Origin of the sequence: Salmonella sp. SAL04213 (assembly GCF_046550535.1) — a bacterium.
Taxonomy (GTDB): Bacteria; Pseudomonadota; Gammaproteobacteria; order Enterobacterales; family Enterobacteriaceae; genus Salmonella; species Salmonella enterica.
Map to the genome: position 1 here is coordinate 753,777 of NZ_JBGDXS010000002.1, position 15,831 is coordinate 769,607.

The window sequence follows — 15,831 nt, forward strand, 5'->3', positions numbered from 1 at the left end:
TTCCTTATTATTCCGTCACTGACGATTGCGGCGACTTTTCTGAGGCGGGGGCGGTTCTGGCAATACCAATTCCGCTAAAACCATAAATTAATGCGAAGAAGATTGCCGCATAGCACTGGATAGCCCAGGGCAGAAGATCAAGCGTGCTAACGCCCAGCGTGGTTGCCATGTAGACGCCAGCCGAGGTCCACGGCAGGAGAGGTTCGATAACGGTACCGGCATCTTCTATCGTCCGTGAAAGGTTTTTAGTATCCAGCCCCATACGACGATAGGCATCTTTAAACAGTTCGGCGGGAACTAACAATGCCAGTTTACCGTCGCTGGTCGCTCCTGTGACCAAAATTGTGGTGCCGATAGTGGCGGCAATGAGCTGACCAACGCTATGAATAATAGTCAGCAGCCGGTTAATGATGATCGTTAACGCGCCGGTTAACGTTAGCGCTCCGGCAAATGAAAAAGCGCAGAAAACTAACAGTATTGTTCCCATCATCGAGAACATTCCGCCCCGGTTTAGCAGGCGCGGAACATCGGCCACGACACCTTCTGCGCCTTGTGGGAACATGGCGATATCAAATCCATCAATGAAAGCGTCCAGTCCCTGTTTGATGCTCAGTCCCTGCATGATGACGCCGAGGAACAAGGCAAGTACGCAGGCGCTTAACATTAATGGGATGACAGGCTTCTTGCGAATTGCGCCCCACAGTACGATCACCGGCGGCAAAATAAGAACAATATTAAAATGGTATAGCGACTCCAGCGAGTGGATGATGTCCGTAACGCGCTGCGGCGTGGCCACCTCGCCCAGCATATTACTGTGTCCGGCGATAAGATAAACCACGGCGGCAAGCAGGAAACTTGGCAGGGTCGTCCAAAGTAAATGCTGAATATGCTCAAACAGAGTAGTGTCTGCGACAATCGCGGCAAAGTTAGTCGAGTCGGACAACGGTGAGATTTTGTCGCCGAAATAAGCGCCAGAAACGACGGCGCCAGCTGCTGCTGCAAGAGACACGTCCAGCCCGGCGGCAACCCCCATTAACGCAACGCCAACCGTCCCGGCGGACCCCCACGATGTACCGGTACAGACGGAGACCACGCTGGTTAAAAAGAAGGCTGCAATCAAAATATATTCCGGGCTTATGAGTTTTAGCCCCCAGTACACCATGTAGGGAATGGTGCCGCTAAACATCCAGGTGCCAATCAAACCGCCCACGCAGATCAGGATCATGATAACCGGCATTGCTTTAGCCAGCTTATCCACCACTGAGTTGATGATGTCTTCCCAACAGTATCCTTGCCACCATGCAATGCCTGCCGCTACCGCCGCAGAGCACAGAAGGAGCGGTTCGATACGTAGCCCCATGATGCCGTAACCGATAATCAACAATAACAACATGGAGATGACTGGGATTAGCGCTAAACCCAATGACAGCGTTTTCTTCTTGTTTTGTGATGCACTCATAATGGAGCTCCGGTCAGTAAGGTAGCTCAAGGGTAGGGGGATACGCTTCCCACTACTGTGATCCATTACTTTCGTCCATGTAACCGATTACATGAGAAGGGTTAATTTGATAGTCATCACAGTTTTTACTGTTGACGACGCATTCATCGTGAAAAATAGGGCGCGACAGAATCGCGGATCACCAGTTCGGCATTGAAATGATTGCTGCTGGGCGGCGGCGTAATGCCCTGGTATAACTGTATCGCCAGTTGCGCGGCACAACGCGCCATTTGTTCGACCGGATAATGCATTGTTGTTAACGCCGGATAAAGATACCGGGCCAGCACCACATCATCAAAGCCGACAATAGAGAGCTGTTGCGGAAGCTGAACGCCGCGTTGATGAAGAATACGCATAATGCCAGCGGCCATCACATCGTTAAACGTGACCGCTGCCGTAAGGGGAAGCCCGCTATTAATAAGTTGATGCGCGGCCCGCTCGCCGCCTTCTTCGTTAAACGGAACGCTAATCACCCAGCGAGGGTCTGGAGAAATACCATATTCTTCCAGCGCCTCACGGTAACCATCAAGGCGTTCCTGACGATCGATAATTGGCAAGTCAGATGTCACACAGGCAATGCGCCGATGCCCGTTCGCCAGGAGATATCGGGTCGCTTCCCTGGCGGCGCTGCGATTTTCCAGCCAGATACACCGGTTGGCCATACCGGCGATATAACGATTAACAACAACCAGCGCTGGAAAGTGGGCTGCGTAGCGCAGCAGCTCTTTATCCGGTAATCGGCTGGCGTGTACAACAATAGCCTCACAGCCTTGATTAACCAGAAAATCCAGTCCCGCTTTTTCCATTTCTTCGTCGTGGCCGCCGCTACATACCATCAAGCGATACTGCTGCTTACGAGAAACATCTTCTACGCCGCGAGCAAGGTGGGCAAAAAAAGGATCAGCCAGATTGCCGGTTAACAATCCGAGCATATCGCCGCTACGTTTCGCCAGCGCGATAGCGGCGGCATTCCGGCGATAATTGAGATCGCGCATGGCTTTCTCTACACGTTCGCGCGTGACGGGTTCAACCCACGCGGTCTGGTTAATGACACGTGATACAGTCGCGGTTGATACACCGGCCAAAGATGCAACATCCTTTATTGTCGCCATGTTAAGCTCATATTTGTTCGTTTAAAGGGTATCAAAGCCATTGATTATCATGTTACGTGGAAATCAGTGCAATCACTGCGGCGCAGCCTGAATTTATAAACATTTTTAAAATCATCCTAAATCCTGGTAACTGCAAATTTTAGTAGCTACCTCAATGAGTTATTGACCACTGAATTTTCTACGATAACATGACTAACAATATACACATGATAAGAACCACTACACTGGGAAATCGTTGCGTGGTGGTTCGGAGATAGATGATGAGTAGTATTACAAAAAGCATACAGAATGAATATGTTTTATTGATGGAAAACGCTTTTTCTGAAAAATATAAATATGCATTCAGAAATTTAGAACTAAAAAAATTACGTAGATTCATCCTGAAAGAGCTAATTAGCTCTCCCGAGTTAGATAATCAACTTACAAACCTAATCGTGTTGCTAAATAAATTTTGGGATACTCACGCCGCGGCGCTTATAACAGAAGTGCGGGCGTCTAAAAGTTATCGATTATTACTTCCGATTCAACGCTTTGGTTATAACATATCTAATCACCTTAGATCTCTGGGGATTTATTTTGATAGCATCATAATGGTTGATCCATTACATTTTCCTTCTCTTAGCTCTCTGCATTCATTTTTGTCATTGCCACCAGATAATAGTTATGTCCGCATGCGCAGGTTGGTATTACTTGAACATGTTTCTAATCTATTTCGCGCCATCCCGTTTATGACTATTGATGATGATTATCCAATTTTTCTAATCGTTCCTGAATTACTGGATTTTGATAAAGAACGCAATCATGAACAATCTGCCGCTTTTCTAAGCCAGCTCTTTTTTAAAGATAGAAAAATGGATTACGCTACTTATTTAGCGTTTCTTGAGCACTTTGGGAGAAATGAAGAAACATTCCAGAAGATCCTAACAAATAAAGAATTATTAAAAACATTGCTTAATAATTTCAATAACATCGAAAAAGAAGTCTGGGTTTACGATACAGATTTAAAGAGTTTTACAACAAGAGAGGTAGATCTTCTGGATTACGATCTGCCGTCAGCTATAGCAACCTTACTGGGTAAGGTTGAAGGTGCAATTTATGCACAACGATCAACTCAATTATCGGCAACACTATTAGGCATTGATCCGGTTATTTATAGTAACCATATGTTTTTACATGAATGGACTACGGAGCAGTTGGTCAAGGATTATGGTAAATTAAATCCTCTTTCTTCTGAAGAGCAAGCGATTACAATGGGCCTTTCAGCCGCGGAAGTAAAATTCCTTACTGCGCTTTCCGATCTGGAATTAAAAAAGATTAGAGAAAGAGGTCAACTGGAATCCTTAAGGCATGAACTAAGAATCTCAAGGCATGACTTGCAAGGAAAAACACCAGATCAAATGCAAGATGCGGCAGATAATTTTTCAAAACATTTAATCAATGTGGTCGAAGAGTATGGAAAGTCGCATGAATCAGCCATTAAGAATTCAAAGAAAAAAAAGATCTCATCTGGATTAATTTTTGCAGGAACAGCCACGTTAGGTATAGCTTCACTTGCCATGCCGCAATTGACATTACTTTCAGCAGCAGCAACGGGAATTGGCCTGGCCTTTGGAGGTAAAAGTCTGGCAGATATTTTTAGTGAACATAAAGCACATAAAAATGAAATCCAGATATTAGAAAAAACACCCGTATCGCTTTTGTATGGGGCATATAAAAAGAAATAGTAATACTGTGTATACCGTCTGGTAGCGGAAGTCTGGCATTTGATAGTTTTTGAAGCAATTGTCGTAAAGTTACTCAAACAATCATTTCGGCTTTGCTGATAAGCACAGCGGCTTGTCCGGTGGTGAACCGGTAGTCACAGGATAGGGGAGGAATACAGCCTATGGCGTTTCAATGTCTGAAAACACTACCACATCTTGTGTCAGAGGGCCGCTGCGCGCCAGGCCGTTTCGCAAAGTTCGATTGCTTTTGCAGTCAGTACTGCCCTTAACAAATGGCCAGCTCGTTCACGACCTCAGCTACGCTCTTGATGCTGCGGATATTTCCAATGCCCGTGCCCAGCGCAATGTATCCTTCATCTGTATTACCTTCCAGCATGCCGATACGCAACCCGCGTAAACCTCCCATCGTCTGGGCCAGTTCTTCATTGCTTGCACCAGCTTTATCCATCGACACGAGCTTGTCAGCCAGCTTGCCAGGCAGTGAGCGGTAGTAATCTGGCAGGGTACGGAAAAGCAGCAAATCCAGGCCGTTAGCATTAATGATTTTATCCTTTACTGACTGCGGCACACGGCTTTCTTCTGTCCCAATAAACACCGAACCAGCAAAGACACCCTCTGCTCCCAGCGCATGGGCAGCACGGGCGGTACGGCTATCGGCAATCCCGCCTGCAGCCATGACGGGAACACTTTGCACCGAGTCCGCAATCAGCGGCACGATCGAAAAGGTGCCAAGCGCGGTGCCAGGCAATGTGCCACCTTCATCAAAACCAGTTGCAACAATAATGTCGGCGCCGGCTTTTTCCGCTAAACGTGTATTTTCAGGTGTCGGATTAATATCGCGGTAAATAATTGCAATACCCGACTCTTTTAGTTCATTAAACAGCGAAGTGATAATAGCTCCTTCTCCGTAACCGGTATAAACAACAGCTTTTACTCCCTCTTCCTTTATTACCTGTAGGATAGGCGGAGTCCAGATGTCGTTTTCAGGGGTTGGAATAAGGTTCACCCCGAATGGTTTTTCGGTAAGTTTTTTGGTTTTACGAATTTCTTCACGCATTTTTTCTGCTGTTTCTTCAGGCGTTGATACAGCAGTTTCCGCTGTTAAGCCCGCATTTGGGCCAAGCACACCCAAACCACCGGCGTTGCTTACGGCTGCAACCAGTCTTGCATCGGTAAGCCAGGACAGTGGGCCTTGTATAACAGGTTTTTCGATACCCAGGATCTGGCAGATACGGTTGTACTTCATGACGTGATCTCCTTCGAACAAATTTTCAGCCAGCCTTTTAGGCGACTGTGGTAGTTAATTAATCTGAAGAAGATCTTAAACCTCTTTATTGTTACGAAAAACCATCCAATCTTTAAAACAGAATTACTGATAAAGTAACAATCTTCAGGTCGGGTATGCACGAAAGAGCGTTATCAGAGATGTGCATCCGGACCAAAAACCTCGCACAGCCAGTCGATGAATACGCGAACTTTAGGTGCCAGATACCGACGATCCGGGTAAAGCAGTGAAACCGGTTTTGGCGGGGGCGGGAAATCAGTGAGGATCTCTGTCAGCTCTCCACTGGCAATAAAGGGTGCAAGAGACGGACGCAATCCGTGTAGAACCCCCAACCCCGCCAGCCCGCATGAAAGAAACGCTTCTGAATTGTCTACCAGGATGCTGGAGGGAATTTTTATTGACGCGATACTGCCATCAACCGTGAATTTCCACTCCATTATCTGCAGGCTATGATTACTGAAAAAATTTACAGCCCGGTGGGACTTCATCAGCTCATCGATAGAGTGCGGCGTGCCATGCTTCGCAAGATAAGATGGCGCAGCACAGGTCACCATGGCTGCCGTTCCCAGACGTCTGGCAACAAAACTGGAGTCATTAAGCTCACCAAGTCGGATGACGCAGTCCACACGCTCGGCAATCAAATCAATCTTGCGATCGGACGTGCCAAGTACAATCTCAATATCCGGGTATCGGTTCTGAAAATCTCCAAGAGCCGGAATGATGACTGCCCGGGCGAGCGTAATAGGGACGTCAAGGCGCAGGCGGCCTTTCGGCGGTTGCGTGCTGGAAAATAATCGCCGGACGTCGTCCAGCTCGCTTAAGAGCGACAGGCAACGCTGGTAAAACTCTTCCCCTTCATCCGTCATACTGACCTGTCGTGTTGTACGGTGCAGGAGCTTAACGCCCAGATCATGTTCCAGATTCTGAACGGCGCGGGTAACAGCAGGGCGGTGCAGCTCAAGCACTTCCGCCGCGCGGATAAAGCTCCCTTGCTCTACCACATTGACATAAATATTCATGGCTTCCAGCATATTCAGCTGCATCTGTTCTCAGTCCTCAACCATTATTTGTGTCGAAGGGGGAAGCTCCTTATAACATTCCTGTCTGCTGGAACATATCCCTTTCTGAACCGATTGTTTCATCTGGAGTAACATACTGCTATCGATATATGACTTTTACCGGGTGGTTGAGGTAAGACATGTCATTTGTAGAATCGCTACCAATTCTTCGCAACTTTTTTGGATGTTCGGCGGCGTCGTATACAAAAACAAACAGGCCAGGCGATACGGTTACGCATGTGCAGGTCATGCCAGGCGTGACGCTAAAATACGAACCGATTATGTTTGACCGCCGCCAGTGTAGGTGGCGAGTGTGAATGCAAGACATTGGCAGACAGTGAATAATCAAACCTCATGAAATGAGGTTCCCATTGATTTTTTAGTCCATGTCAGCGCAGCGCAGGAAAATTGCCCGTCGTCTGGAAAAAAGCCCGTTATTAAAACGGGAACTGTCGGAAATGGCTGTTGAGTCCTACGGCGATGCCATGTTATCTGCAGCGCGTGAAAAGAGTTTTCCGTCTGAAATGCCGTGGGCGCTCGCTGATGCGCTGCGCGACGATTTCATCCCGGACTGACACACTGACATTGACGAATCGGTCACAATGGCCGGTTTTTTTATGCCTGCGCGGTGTGTGCTGCGTGAAATCGTGTGCAGGATAGCGGGTGCAAATCAACAGAATTCGCGCAGCGTCACGGCAGGGAAGGGATCAAACTTATGGGCCAGAAGTTTTTTGGCATGCACGAATCCAGCCGCCTTAACATGTCTTTTAAATGTTCTGGTGCATTTAACATAATATACATTATGCGCACTAACGTCAGGTAACGAGAATTGTAGCTAGATTGGTGCAGTAGTTAGTTCGCATAACAGTTGGATTGTCTTGCGCCCTCTGATTCAGATTGAGGACTTCCTATGGCTAAGCTCTCACTGCGTTCGAGAGTTTGTGCTCGTTGTGATTTCTTCATTCACCTGACCGACATCATCAAAATCTGTTTTGTCTTTTAGCTTGTGCAAGCCTCGACATTAGCTGGATGTGATTCTGGTTATTGCAAACTGGAACGCTTCTTCTTTGCTTCGGCTATGTGCCCACTTCGGCATTAGTTGATTTTGGAATTCTTCTGATGTGTCAGTTGTGGTTTCATTATTTGGGGGAAATGATGACCACGCAAAAACTGATGCGCAGAGATTCGTTGTACTGCCCAACGTTAAACTTCGTAGCACTGGTGAGATTCCAGTAAGCACGCCAATCTTGTTTACAATTTGAAGATTCTAGACACTTACAATTGTTATACAATTTTGGCTGTCTTAGACCAGACGCTAAATCTGTCCGTGTTGTTGTAATGACAACGGCCACTCCATTCTAGGCTAACTCCCATATTAGTAAGGTAGAAATACGTCTGTAGCTAACAAGCTGCATTCTCTGGAGAGCAAAACCATCTGTCGCAGGCTGGCTCCCATACCAGTAGTGTAGGAATACTAAGAAGACAACTTAGACGGATGGTGAAATGTCATTAGTAATTGCTTCTACGAAGCTGTTGTTTTAACTGTACCCATTGATTCAGAATCTGTCAGCCTTAAGCAAGCTGATGGACGATGAGTGTTAACGGCTTTCCGGTGCACTGGATACAAGCTGTTGGCTTGCTTCGCTTAAAGCAAATGGGATGGAAGATTCAGGACTAGCTACCCTACTCTTTCATGGCTCCAAAGCAATTATCATGACATTTCTTTGTTATGAGGAATTGTTATGCGCCTGTATTTTGAAATGTATCGAAAGTAGTGCGTGTGTGTATCGTGGATTCATGACTGCCAAAAAGCGGAGAGTGTTCCCAGCTTCCATTGTACACACACTCAACAACTTTCACTTTTGAATTAAGGTCTGAAATTAAAAGGTGCGTCTTTAATAATACTGTATACAGATTGGCTGGGCGCTTTTGGAAATCCGTCTATTGAATTTAGACCTTCCTTAAGGTAATTACAGAAATCATTATCGCCATTGTACGAATCAGTCCCAAGTAGCGTTCCATCTGTTCCTGTATGAATAACTACAGAACACTGCTTACCTTTATAGGTATCCCATGCCGGAAGTTTACTGCGAATCATACCTGACACCTGGGCGGTATATGCGGATATTTCTTCCATAGAGGCGCCGCCAGAACTGGTACTGGTGTGTGTTTTAGGTGCACTCTTACCTGAGCCAAGCTCACCAAGCATTTCATCTACATCTGAGGTGGCTTCTGCTTTTTCTCGCGCTGCATTTGCCTTCATTGCTGCGGCGGCAGCCTTCTTCTCTGCTGCTTCCTTTGCTGCTAAAGCCTTCTCTTTCGCTGCTTCCGCTGCGGCCTGTTCTTTTTCTTCTTTGCTCATACTTTGCATTTTCTGATATTCAGCGTCAGCTTTAGCTTGATTTTCCTCGAGAGATTGCTCCAGAGAAATAATTTCTTTCTTTACCGTTTCATCAACAAGTTGTGCTGCCAGTATCTTTCTTGCATCTATCTGTTCTGGTGATTGGGGTTGAGGTTCTACCGTTAATAGCAAATTAATAGCCGTTTCAGTATCTGAATTGTAGCTATCGTAATCACCCTGCACATACTTATTAGCGGCATTTTCTATCAGAGTCTGAACTCTTTGGGTGACATCATCATTCCAGTCATAAGCGTAAGAAATTGAAGTCCATGCAGCAGGAATAATCAAAGCCATTAACTTCCATTTAGAAAGTTTCATTTGTTTTCCTTAGAATTAATTATGGAATATATAAAAGAAATGGAAGTGAGAATGGGATAGTGCAAATACTTAACTTTAGAGCAGTTCTGGAAGATTAGTTGGAAGTGATTTCTTTTTCTTTATTCTTATTTCTTAATCTTTAATTATCAGCTCAAGCCGCATGGCTCTCTTGCAGAGGGCTAAAGGCATTATACAAATGGCTAAAAATCCTGTCAGTAGCCGGAAGTGCTAATTTAGCTCAAATTGTGAACAATTATATAAATGCGCACAAATACCTAATAATGATCATTTATTGATCTCATTGTACCAGTTAGATAGTACGTGCAGTATTTAGTCAAAGTCGGGTGCGGTGGATAATACAGAATACAATCCCTTTCACATCCAACTAATGCCCCATCTGGCACGCCTCTACAGCGTTCTCAGGGCTTTCTCTTCCCTACCCTCATTATCACCTTAACTCATTCCAGAACCTCTCTCCGTGACATTGAGAGGCTTACTTATCTGGTCTAACCACTAATAATGTCACATTTCTTTGGTAATACCAAAAATACTATTTTTAAACAAGGACTGAAATAAATGAATTCTATTTCTTCACCTACTTCTCATGCAAGCTGTTCAACTTCTCAGACTTCATATCTTGATGACCTAATCAATAGCACTCTTGTTTCATTATTCTACCTGACAAGTGATGGTGGATTTATGAGTAAGAATGGATATATGCCATGTCATCGGGAGAAAGATGGAAAGCTTCAAATTGAAGTAATCACTAATGACTATTCTTTCTGGATGAATGCGAAAGAGATTTCCCTTCGTCTTAATGAAATGCAACGCAGACGCTTAATGTCAGACCGTTCAGTTCACTACGCCATCGTTGATGGGAATGGGAAGTTTCGTTGCAACCATCGAATCAAATCGTGGAAAGAAATGCAACTGGAACAATACCAGGATATGTCCAGAGGTTGTATGCAATGAACTCACCTCACTACTTTTCAGCAAAAGCGCTGAATGATGAAATCATTGCCCGTCTTTTAAAAGATGAAGACCGTCTGGTTATCAGCAAAAGCTTTAGTGGTGACAAGCATTGTGGCTGGCATATCACAGCACCACGTTATCTATGGATAAAAGCAGGCGTTCATCCTGTCTGGATTCGTGAATCAAAGGGCAACAAACTACAATCCAAAGTTGGAACTAAACGGATGGAACGAGCAAGGCAACTGCTTTCTTTATCTTTACAAGAAAACAAATCCATCTCTTTCACCCAACCACTTCCAGCACAAGTTTTTCATTCAAATTTGTGCGCATAAGGAAAAAATACAATGTCTCAGACAAAACCAACGTTTAATGCGAAAACTACCTCTTGCGCGGTTCCATTGCCTACAGGCAAGTGTGTTCAGCCAATGGCTACAAATAAACTTCCTCGTGAAACTCCAACTCCACAGAGTGATATCCCATATATGCAATATACAAGTAATGGAGTATTGGTTGCACGATGAAAAGCAAACTCAGAAAGATGGTTAATAAAACCAAAACTCAGGCTGTCGTGAGTCGTAAAGCCAACCTGAAAACAAAACAACTATCCCATATCTGCGAAGCAGAATATAAGGAGGCTGACAATGGCATTATCCAGAGCGCAGCATGAAGCAAACAAAGCTAATGGTGCGTATCACATTGACCGTCATGGGAATCGTGTTCCTCCTGCATTAGCTCGTTCTGCTCGTTCCACTGATGTAGTAACAGGTGTTCGTCATACTGCTGCAAATTCAGCTATTGATAAAGCTGTATTCAATGACCCATTAAAGCTACAGATTATGTCTCTGCGAGCTTGTGGCCGTCATGCAGAGGCTGACCGTTTAGAGGGCATTCGTCCTAAGAAATAAGCACCACAGAAAGGGCTACAGCACGTCGTGAGACGTTAAGCCCTGTCATTCATTGTCCATTATTAAAGGCTCTCAAAATGGCATACAGAGCGTTTAATAATGGCTGATTGTTATTTGATCATTATTGCCACAAGTTATTATTTATGAATTTTTTTTTAGCTCCATGAAGTGAGTGCCTGAATTGAAGGTGTTGATGAAAGTAGGACCCCATTCCAACTTCATCCTTCCTTCTGTTGATTCTCATTCATTCTATGGAGTATCCGATGAAATACAATTACACCACAGATTACAATCATCCTCATTATTATTCAGGCAACGTCTTCACTTCTAATCGTTATGGTCGTTATCGCATTCTTGGCAAGCTTCTCAATCATAATCGTCGTGGTTATTATGTCATTCAGTTTGAAGAGACTGGACACACAACCAAAGCCTATTGTTCAGCAATCAAATCTGGAAAAGTTGCCGACCGCTCATATGACTTCGGCAATGAGGATGAAAGACGAGAAGCGTTAATGCGTCCTGTTATTCATGGTGTTGGCTATATCGGAATTGGACAGTATCGGACATATGTCCCCTACACTCCTGAGACATACGGGCAACGAACCAAAGAGTATGTGCTCTGGCAAAATATGATTGCTCGTTGCTACTACACCAGAAACGGCAAGCAGGTTCATAAAGGGTACAAAGGTGTGGTTGTGTGTGAACACTGGCATTGCTTTCAGAACTTCTGTTCAGACCTTCCGGCAATTCCCGGATATAACAACTGGAAAGATAATCCAGTGAAGTATGAGTTTGATAAAGACTATTCCCATCGTCGTTATTATTCACCAGATACAATGTGTTTCATTCCAACCAGTGATAATGCAAAAGAAGCTGGGTTGAGAAATCAGGCGATGAAGATAGCCAAATCAGATTATTACTCCATCAATAAAAACCGAAAGGTCATTGTCGATGATGCGTTAGTCATACTGGAAGATTCAGAGATGCAATTCTCAGTAGTGATGAATGGAAACACTCACACCATTATCACTGATACACCCTATGGAACAACAATATTCTTCCCATTAACAAAGAAGATAATGCGTCATTGTTCCATTATTGATGGTGACGTTCATGTCTTCATCCAGTATGTCCAGTGGTTGCAATGTCAATGGACAGAAAGAAATCCATTTATTGATTGCTATGAAGTGTGATTGAACAAAGGCCATCTGCAATATGGTGGCCTTGATTGAGTCACAAACGATTAATAATAAAGATTCAAAATACAACTTATGGGATAAGTCTGTTTGCTTCGCATATTGACACATGATGCTGTCGCATCTGTCACCATAATTGCAAAGCAATTCTGTCGCCAGTCGCTCCGCTCTTTATCGCTCAAGCTTCCAGCTTGTCGCTTATTGGTGCAGCCATCTGGTTATGAGTCTTGAGGGGAAATAGCGTGTTCCACGCCATTTCACAATCCAATACATTATGCGCACTATAATAGCGAAAGGCGAAAGGCGAAAGGCGAAAAGCAGCCCCCAAGCGTGAATCAGTCATACAACCAGCGACCAGCCCTGGCAGACGCAATGAGCATACCTATCGTGAACTCCGGCACCTGAGGAATATCGTTTTTGCGAAACAGATTAAGCAAATGCTTTAGCGGTGGTTCTGGCGGATAGTATGTTGTGATCGAGAAATTCCCTTTATCTACATTGAATGTCGTAAAAAAATCATCCATCAATGCCAGTGCTTCATCATCTTCCAACCGTAGATCTGAATCCAAATCTGTTGACGGTGTCAGTTCTTTTTTCTTAAAAAGGTAAATTCCATCATGGCTTCTTACCAGTTCATAAATCCGCTGTTCAAGAGTATCACTTACCATATTTTATCGCTTCCCCTGGCAATGCGTTTGAAGGACGAGCGCCGAAATGCTGCCTGCTTGTTTTTATTGATGATGCTATCGGTCACCTGATGCACCTCCGCTTTGGTGAGACTGAATCAGCCTTTGGTATGATGAGTTAAGCCGCAGGGCTATCGGGAAGTATATCGAGGTCTGGCACTACCCGGATGGTCATAAAGAACTCCGCCTTAATGACGCTGTTCTTCCCTACTCCACCTGTGATCGGCTCCAGGAAATCGTTGAGCGAACAGCGGAGTTCGCATAGTTACCCCTTCCGGATGTGTTTCCGACACCGTGCCGATGCCGGCTATTTTCTGCAGCCAATACGTTTCCGCATAGGGTCAGTATATGCAGATTATATATGTAGCAGATGCAGGACATATGGATATGTGTTACCTATCCCTCTGAAGTTTGCCAGTGCAGTCCGCTGCTCCACCATCAACTGACGAGTGCTTCGAAGAGCCTTCATATCCTGCTGCTCAACTGTTTTGATGGCAACGAAATGATTTCCTGGATTTATTGATATTGAGGATGAATGGTCAGATTGCCAGGTTGATGGCGAAAGATTGAATGAAGATATTACACGCGCAGTAGATAACTATTAAACATGGAGTTTTTCCGAAAAATCTTAGGGTGTTTAAAAACAAGTTATTATATTCGCCACTTCACTATATCATCCTGCTGCTATTGGTAAATCTGCACCTGATACACGAGGATCATACACCACTAGTACAAAAGATTTATGAAAAAAGCGATGTCTGGAGAGGTGTAAAAAAATTAACAGCCTCAGGAATGAGACAAACGTGCAGTATTACCAACACTGAATGTTCTTGGTTGGGTGATTTTTAAACACAAGGAAAGGGTAAATTATGAACAAAACCGTGTATGTACCAAGCTACTTCCAACCTATCTACAAAGAGGTAACGGTCAAAGTTCCCACCGGAAATACAAAACGATTTCTTGGATTTATTGATATTGAGGAAAAAATCCGCAAAAAAGAGGTAGTACAGGAAGGATGGTCAGATTGCCAGGTTGATGGTGAAAGATTGAATGAAGATATTACACGCACAGTAGATAAGCTCAACCAAGACGGATTTGAAGTTATTAGCATAACGCCAGTAACGTCCGGAAACTGGGGATTTAAATATGACTCAGGGTCTATCAACAATGGAACCGGCAGAGGTGGATATGGTTACGGATATGGTTACTCTTATACCGAAGGTGTTTTAATCCTCGCAAAGGAAAAGGGAGCTTATTAAATATGGAGTTATTCCGAAAAACTTTAGGGGGTTTAAAAGCAAGTTATTATATTCGCCATTTCATTTTTGGCGCGATAATTTCAACATTCTTTATTTACATCTCTATGCAGAATCCTTCTGGGATGAAGGTGGGTAATGTAATATTCTTTGTTATCAATGCGTTACTTTATCCATATGCAAGATTCGTATATGAGCAGGTTGTTTCGTTCATAATGGGTGAAAATGTCTTCTTCATCAATGCGATAGTGATGTTAATGGCTAAGGTCATCACAATGTGCTTATGTTGGATATTTTCAATATTTATCGCTCCAGTTGGATTGGCATATCTTTATTATTATCATTCCAGGGGTGATTAGGTATTGGAAAATAGCAATTGGTTCGCCCAATGACGTTATGCTAAAAAGGCCGTTGCGGGATCCGATTTTCGCAGCGGCCTTTTCAACAGCCGTACATTATGCGCATTTAAATTGTAGAGGCCCAATGCTAATGCCTATTTGTAGCCATTTTTGTCCAGGTTTGTCGACCAGTGTCCTGAGCACCCAGATGGCCGCGCTGCGCCTGGGTATCTCTGTCCGTCACTTCCGAGTGTGATCTTACTCACATAATGTGGACGCTCTAAGCGAGGTTCTGGACATCTGAACTTAGCCTTGAAAAAACCGTCAGCTGCCCGCATCACTGACCGGGCTGGAGCTGAATCCCCTTCGTGAAGGATGCTTTTATTAGTACTATTAAAGGTGCTATATTTAGTCATCAACCAGGAGGTAAATTATGGCATTTCAAATTTTAACGACTACTGCAGCAAGCATTACAGAACTGAAACGTGATCCAATGGGAACTTTCAATGCCGGAGAGGGCGCTCCAGTTGCCATTCTTAACCGTAATGAACCGGCTTTCTACTGTGTGCCTCCGGCACTTTATGCTCATCTTATGGATATTCTTGAGGATGAAGAACTCGGTCGTATTATCGATGAGCGTGCGAATGAACGCGTCATTGAGGTCAACATTGATGACTTATAAGCTGGCATTTAACGAATCAGCACTAAAAGAGTGGAAAAAACTGGGTCATACCATACAGGAACAGTTTAAAAAAAAGCTAAGGGAACGGCTTGAAAACCCTCGGGTTCCGGCTTCTCAATTACATGGAAGAAAGGATCAGTACAAAATTAAGCTGCGTGGTGCAGGATACAGACTGGTGTACAGCGTCGAAGATGAAATTATCACGGTAACTGTCATTGGTGTTGGAAAGCGTGAAAATGATGCCGTCTACAAAATGACACGACACAGAAGCTAATCACTCAGGAAATGCTCTCTTTCCCGTCAAGCGATACGACAAACAGGCCCAGTTCTTTTATGTGACGGCACCTTGACATATGCCACGTATATGAAACTATGGCCTACGTTGTGTATGTGACATTCA

Annotated in this window: 16 protein-coding genes; 10 read left to right on the forward strand and 6 right to left on the reverse strand. The window is 44.4% G+C overall.

Annotated elements, in window-relative coordinates; genetic code table 11:
* Nucleotides 1-7: 7 nt before the first annotated feature.
* Nucleotides 8-1,459, reverse strand: coding sequence for a Na+/H+ antiporter NhaC (gene nhaC / locus ACLJPQ_RS08500; protein WP_001276629.1), 1,452 nt, complete (start codon nucleotides 1,457-1,459; stop codon nucleotides 8-10).
* Between the two features lie 143 nt (nucleotides 1,460-1,602).
* Nucleotides 1,603-2,610: a LacI family DNA-binding transcriptional regulator gene (locus ACLJPQ_RS08505; RefSeq protein ID WP_000201071.1), complete on the reverse strand. Its 1,008-nt coding sequence runs from the start codon at nucleotides 2,608-2,610 to the stop codon at nucleotides 1,603-1,605.
* A 257-nt stretch (nucleotides 2,611-2,867) separates the two neighbouring features.
* Here ACLJPQ_RS08505 and ACLJPQ_RS08510 point away from each other — a divergent pair, with 257 nt between their 5' ends.
* Nucleotides 2,868-4,334, forward strand: a complete 1,467-nt coding sequence (locus ACLJPQ_RS08510; RefSeq protein WP_080184705.1) for a hypothetical protein — start codon at nucleotides 2,868-2,870, stop codon at nucleotides 4,332-4,334.
* 265 nt (nucleotides 4,335-4,599) lie between these two features.
* Here ACLJPQ_RS08510 and ACLJPQ_RS08515 read toward each other — a convergent pair whose 3' ends face one another.
* Both ACLJPQ_RS08515 and ACLJPQ_RS08520 read right to left on the reverse strand, forming a co-directional pair.
* Nucleotides 4,600-5,580 (reverse strand): NAD(P)H-dependent flavin oxidoreductase, encoded by a 981-nt coding sequence (locus tag ACLJPQ_RS08515; protein WP_017441349.1) that lies wholly within the window; start codon nucleotides 5,578-5,580, stop codon nucleotides 4,600-4,602.
* A 173-nt stretch (nucleotides 5,581-5,753) separates the two neighbouring features.
* A complete protein-coding gene (locus tag ACLJPQ_RS08520) occupies nucleotides 5,754-6,662 on the reverse strand; it encodes a LysR family transcriptional regulator (RefSeq protein WP_001176641.1) in 909 nt (302 codons plus the stop codon).
* A gap of 401 nt (nucleotides 6,663-7,063) precedes the next feature.
* On the opposite strand from ACLJPQ_RS08520, the gene ACLJPQ_RS08525 reads away from it, so the two are divergent.
* Complete coding sequence (locus ACLJPQ_RS08525; RefSeq protein WP_001276021.1) at nucleotides 7,064-7,252, forward strand: DUF29 family protein; 189 nt, start codon at nucleotides 7,064-7,066, stop codon at nucleotides 7,250-7,252.
* 1,292 nt (nucleotides 7,253-8,544) lie between these two features.
* Here the strand turns inward: ACLJPQ_RS08525 and tolA are convergent.
* Complete coding sequence (gene tolA, locus ACLJPQ_RS08530; RefSeq protein WP_000777465.1) at nucleotides 8,545-9,396, reverse strand: cell envelope integrity protein TolA; 852 nt, start codon at nucleotides 9,394-9,396, stop codon at nucleotides 8,545-8,547.
* Nucleotides 9,397-9,972: 576 nt separating this feature from the next.
* Here tolA and ACLJPQ_RS08535 point away from each other — a divergent pair.
* The 4 genes from ACLJPQ_RS08535 (at nucleotide 9,973) to ACLJPQ_RS08550 (ending at nucleotide 12,466) form a co-directional block, all read left to right on the forward strand.
* Nucleotides 9,973-10,368, forward strand: a complete 396-nt coding sequence (locus ACLJPQ_RS08535) for a hypothetical protein (protein ID WP_227490246.1) — start codon at nucleotides 9,973-9,975, stop codon at nucleotides 10,366-10,368.
* A complete protein-coding gene (locus ACLJPQ_RS08540; RefSeq protein ID WP_001519747.1) occupies nucleotides 10,365-10,700 on the forward strand; it encodes a hypothetical protein in 336 nt (111 codons plus the stop codon). Before ACLJPQ_RS08535 ends, ACLJPQ_RS08540 begins: the two co-directional genes overlap by 4 nt.
* A gap of 309 nt (nucleotides 10,701-11,009) precedes the next feature.
* Nucleotides 11,010-11,273, forward strand: a complete 264-nt coding sequence (locus tag ACLJPQ_RS08545; RefSeq protein WP_129589477.1) for a hypothetical protein — start codon at nucleotides 11,010-11,012, stop codon at nucleotides 11,271-11,273.
* 263 nt (nucleotides 11,274-11,536) lie between these two features.
* Nucleotides 11,537-12,466 carry a hypothetical protein gene (locus ACLJPQ_RS08550; protein ID WP_001518895.1) on the forward strand — a complete coding sequence of 310 codons (930 nt, stop codon included), beginning with the start codon at nucleotides 11,537-11,539 and terminating at the stop codon, nucleotides 12,464-12,466.
* Nucleotides 12,467-12,804: 338 nt separating this feature from the next.
* Here the strand turns inward: ACLJPQ_RS08550 and ACLJPQ_RS08555 are convergent, their stop codons facing one another.
* Entirely contained in the window at nucleotides 12,805-13,137 is a 333-nt protein-coding gene (locus tag ACLJPQ_RS08555; protein WP_000253156.1) for a DUF1493 family protein, read from the reverse strand.
* Nucleotides 13,138-14,024: 887 nt separating this feature from the next.
* Between ACLJPQ_RS08555 and ACLJPQ_RS08560 the strand changes: the two genes are divergently transcribed.
* The 4 genes from ACLJPQ_RS08560 to ACLJPQ_RS08575 all read left to right on the forward strand — a co-directional run bounded on the left by ACLJPQ_RS08560 (nucleotide 14,025) and on the right by ACLJPQ_RS08575 (nucleotide 15,705).
* A complete protein-coding gene (locus ACLJPQ_RS08560) occupies nucleotides 14,025-14,414 on the forward strand; it encodes a hypothetical protein (RefSeq protein WP_001044696.1) in 390 nt (129 codons plus the stop codon).
* A 2-nt stretch (nucleotides 14,415-14,416) separates the two neighbouring features.
* Nucleotides 14,417-14,770, forward strand: a complete 354-nt coding sequence (locus ACLJPQ_RS08565; RefSeq protein WP_000418733.1) for a hypothetical protein — start codon at nucleotides 14,417-14,419, stop codon at nucleotides 14,768-14,770.
* A 412-nt stretch (nucleotides 14,771-15,182) separates the two neighbouring features.
* Nucleotides 15,183-15,431 (forward strand): type II toxin-antitoxin system Phd/YefM family antitoxin, encoded by a 249-nt coding sequence (locus ACLJPQ_RS08570; protein ID WP_000885426.1) that lies wholly within the window; start codon nucleotides 15,183-15,185, stop codon nucleotides 15,429-15,431.
* Entirely contained in the window at nucleotides 15,421-15,705 is a 285-nt protein-coding gene (locus ACLJPQ_RS08575; protein ID WP_000221343.1) for a type II toxin-antitoxin system RelE family toxin, read from the forward strand. The genes ACLJPQ_RS08570 and ACLJPQ_RS08575 overlap by 11 nt, the downstream gene beginning before the upstream one ends.
* Nucleotides 15,706-15,831 lie beyond the last annotated feature (126 nt).

Coding starts and splice junctions, on each gene's coding strand:
- ACLJPQ_RS08550 (WP_001518895.1), top strand. CDS start 11,537: ATGAAATACAATTACACCACAGATTACAATCATCCTCATTATTATTCA.
- tolA (WP_000777465.1), bottom strand. CDS start 9,396: ATGAAACTTTCTAAATGGAAGTTAATGGCTTTGATTATTCCTGCTGCA.
- ACLJPQ_RS08515 (WP_017441349.1), bottom strand. CDS start 5,580: ATGAAGTACAACCGTATCTGCCAGATCCTGGGTATCGAAAAACCTGTT.
- ACLJPQ_RS08575 (WP_000221343.1), top strand. CDS start 15,421: ATGACTTATAAGCTGGCATTTAACGAATCAGCACTAAAAGAGTGGAAA.
- ACLJPQ_RS08540 (WP_001519747.1), top strand. CDS start 10,365: ATGAACTCACCTCACTACTTTTCAGCAAAAGCGCTGAATGATGAAATC.
- ACLJPQ_RS08555 (WP_000253156.1), bottom strand. CDS start 13,137: ATGGTAAGTGATACTCTTGAACAGCGGATTTATGAACTGGTAAGAAGC.
- ACLJPQ_RS08510 (WP_080184705.1), top strand. CDS start 2,868: ATGATGAGTAGTATTACAAAAAGCATACAGAATGAATATGTTTTATTG.
- ACLJPQ_RS08570 (WP_000885426.1), top strand. CDS start 15,183: ATGGCATTTCAAATTTTAACGACTACTGCAGCAAGCATTACAGAACTG.
- ACLJPQ_RS08520 (WP_001176641.1), bottom strand. CDS start 6,662: ATGCAGCTGAATATGCTGGAAGCCATGAATATTTATGTCAATGTGGTA.
- ACLJPQ_RS08565 (WP_000418733.1), top strand. CDS start 14,417: ATGGAGTTATTCCGAAAAACTTTAGGGGGTTTAAAAGCAAGTTATTAT.
- nhaC (WP_001276629.1), bottom strand. CDS start 1,459: ATGAGTGCATCACAAAACAAGAAGAAAACGCTGTCATTGGGTTTAGCG.
- ACLJPQ_RS08535 (WP_227490246.1), top strand. CDS start 9,973: ATGAATTCTATTTCTTCACCTACTTCTCATGCAAGCTGTTCAACTTCT.
- ACLJPQ_RS08560 (WP_001044696.1), top strand. CDS start 14,025: ATGAACAAAACCGTGTATGTACCAAGCTACTTCCAACCTATCTACAAA.
- ACLJPQ_RS08545 (WP_129589477.1), top strand. CDS start 11,010: ATGGCATTATCCAGAGCGCAGCATGAAGCAAACAAAGCTAATGGTGCG.
- ACLJPQ_RS08525 (WP_001276021.1), top strand. CDS start 7,064: ATGTCAGCGCAGCGCAGGAAAATTGCCCGTCGTCTGGAAAAAAGCCCG.
- ACLJPQ_RS08505 (WP_000201071.1), bottom strand. CDS start 2,610: ATGGCGACAATAAAGGATGTTGCATCTTTGGCCGGTGTATCAACCGCG.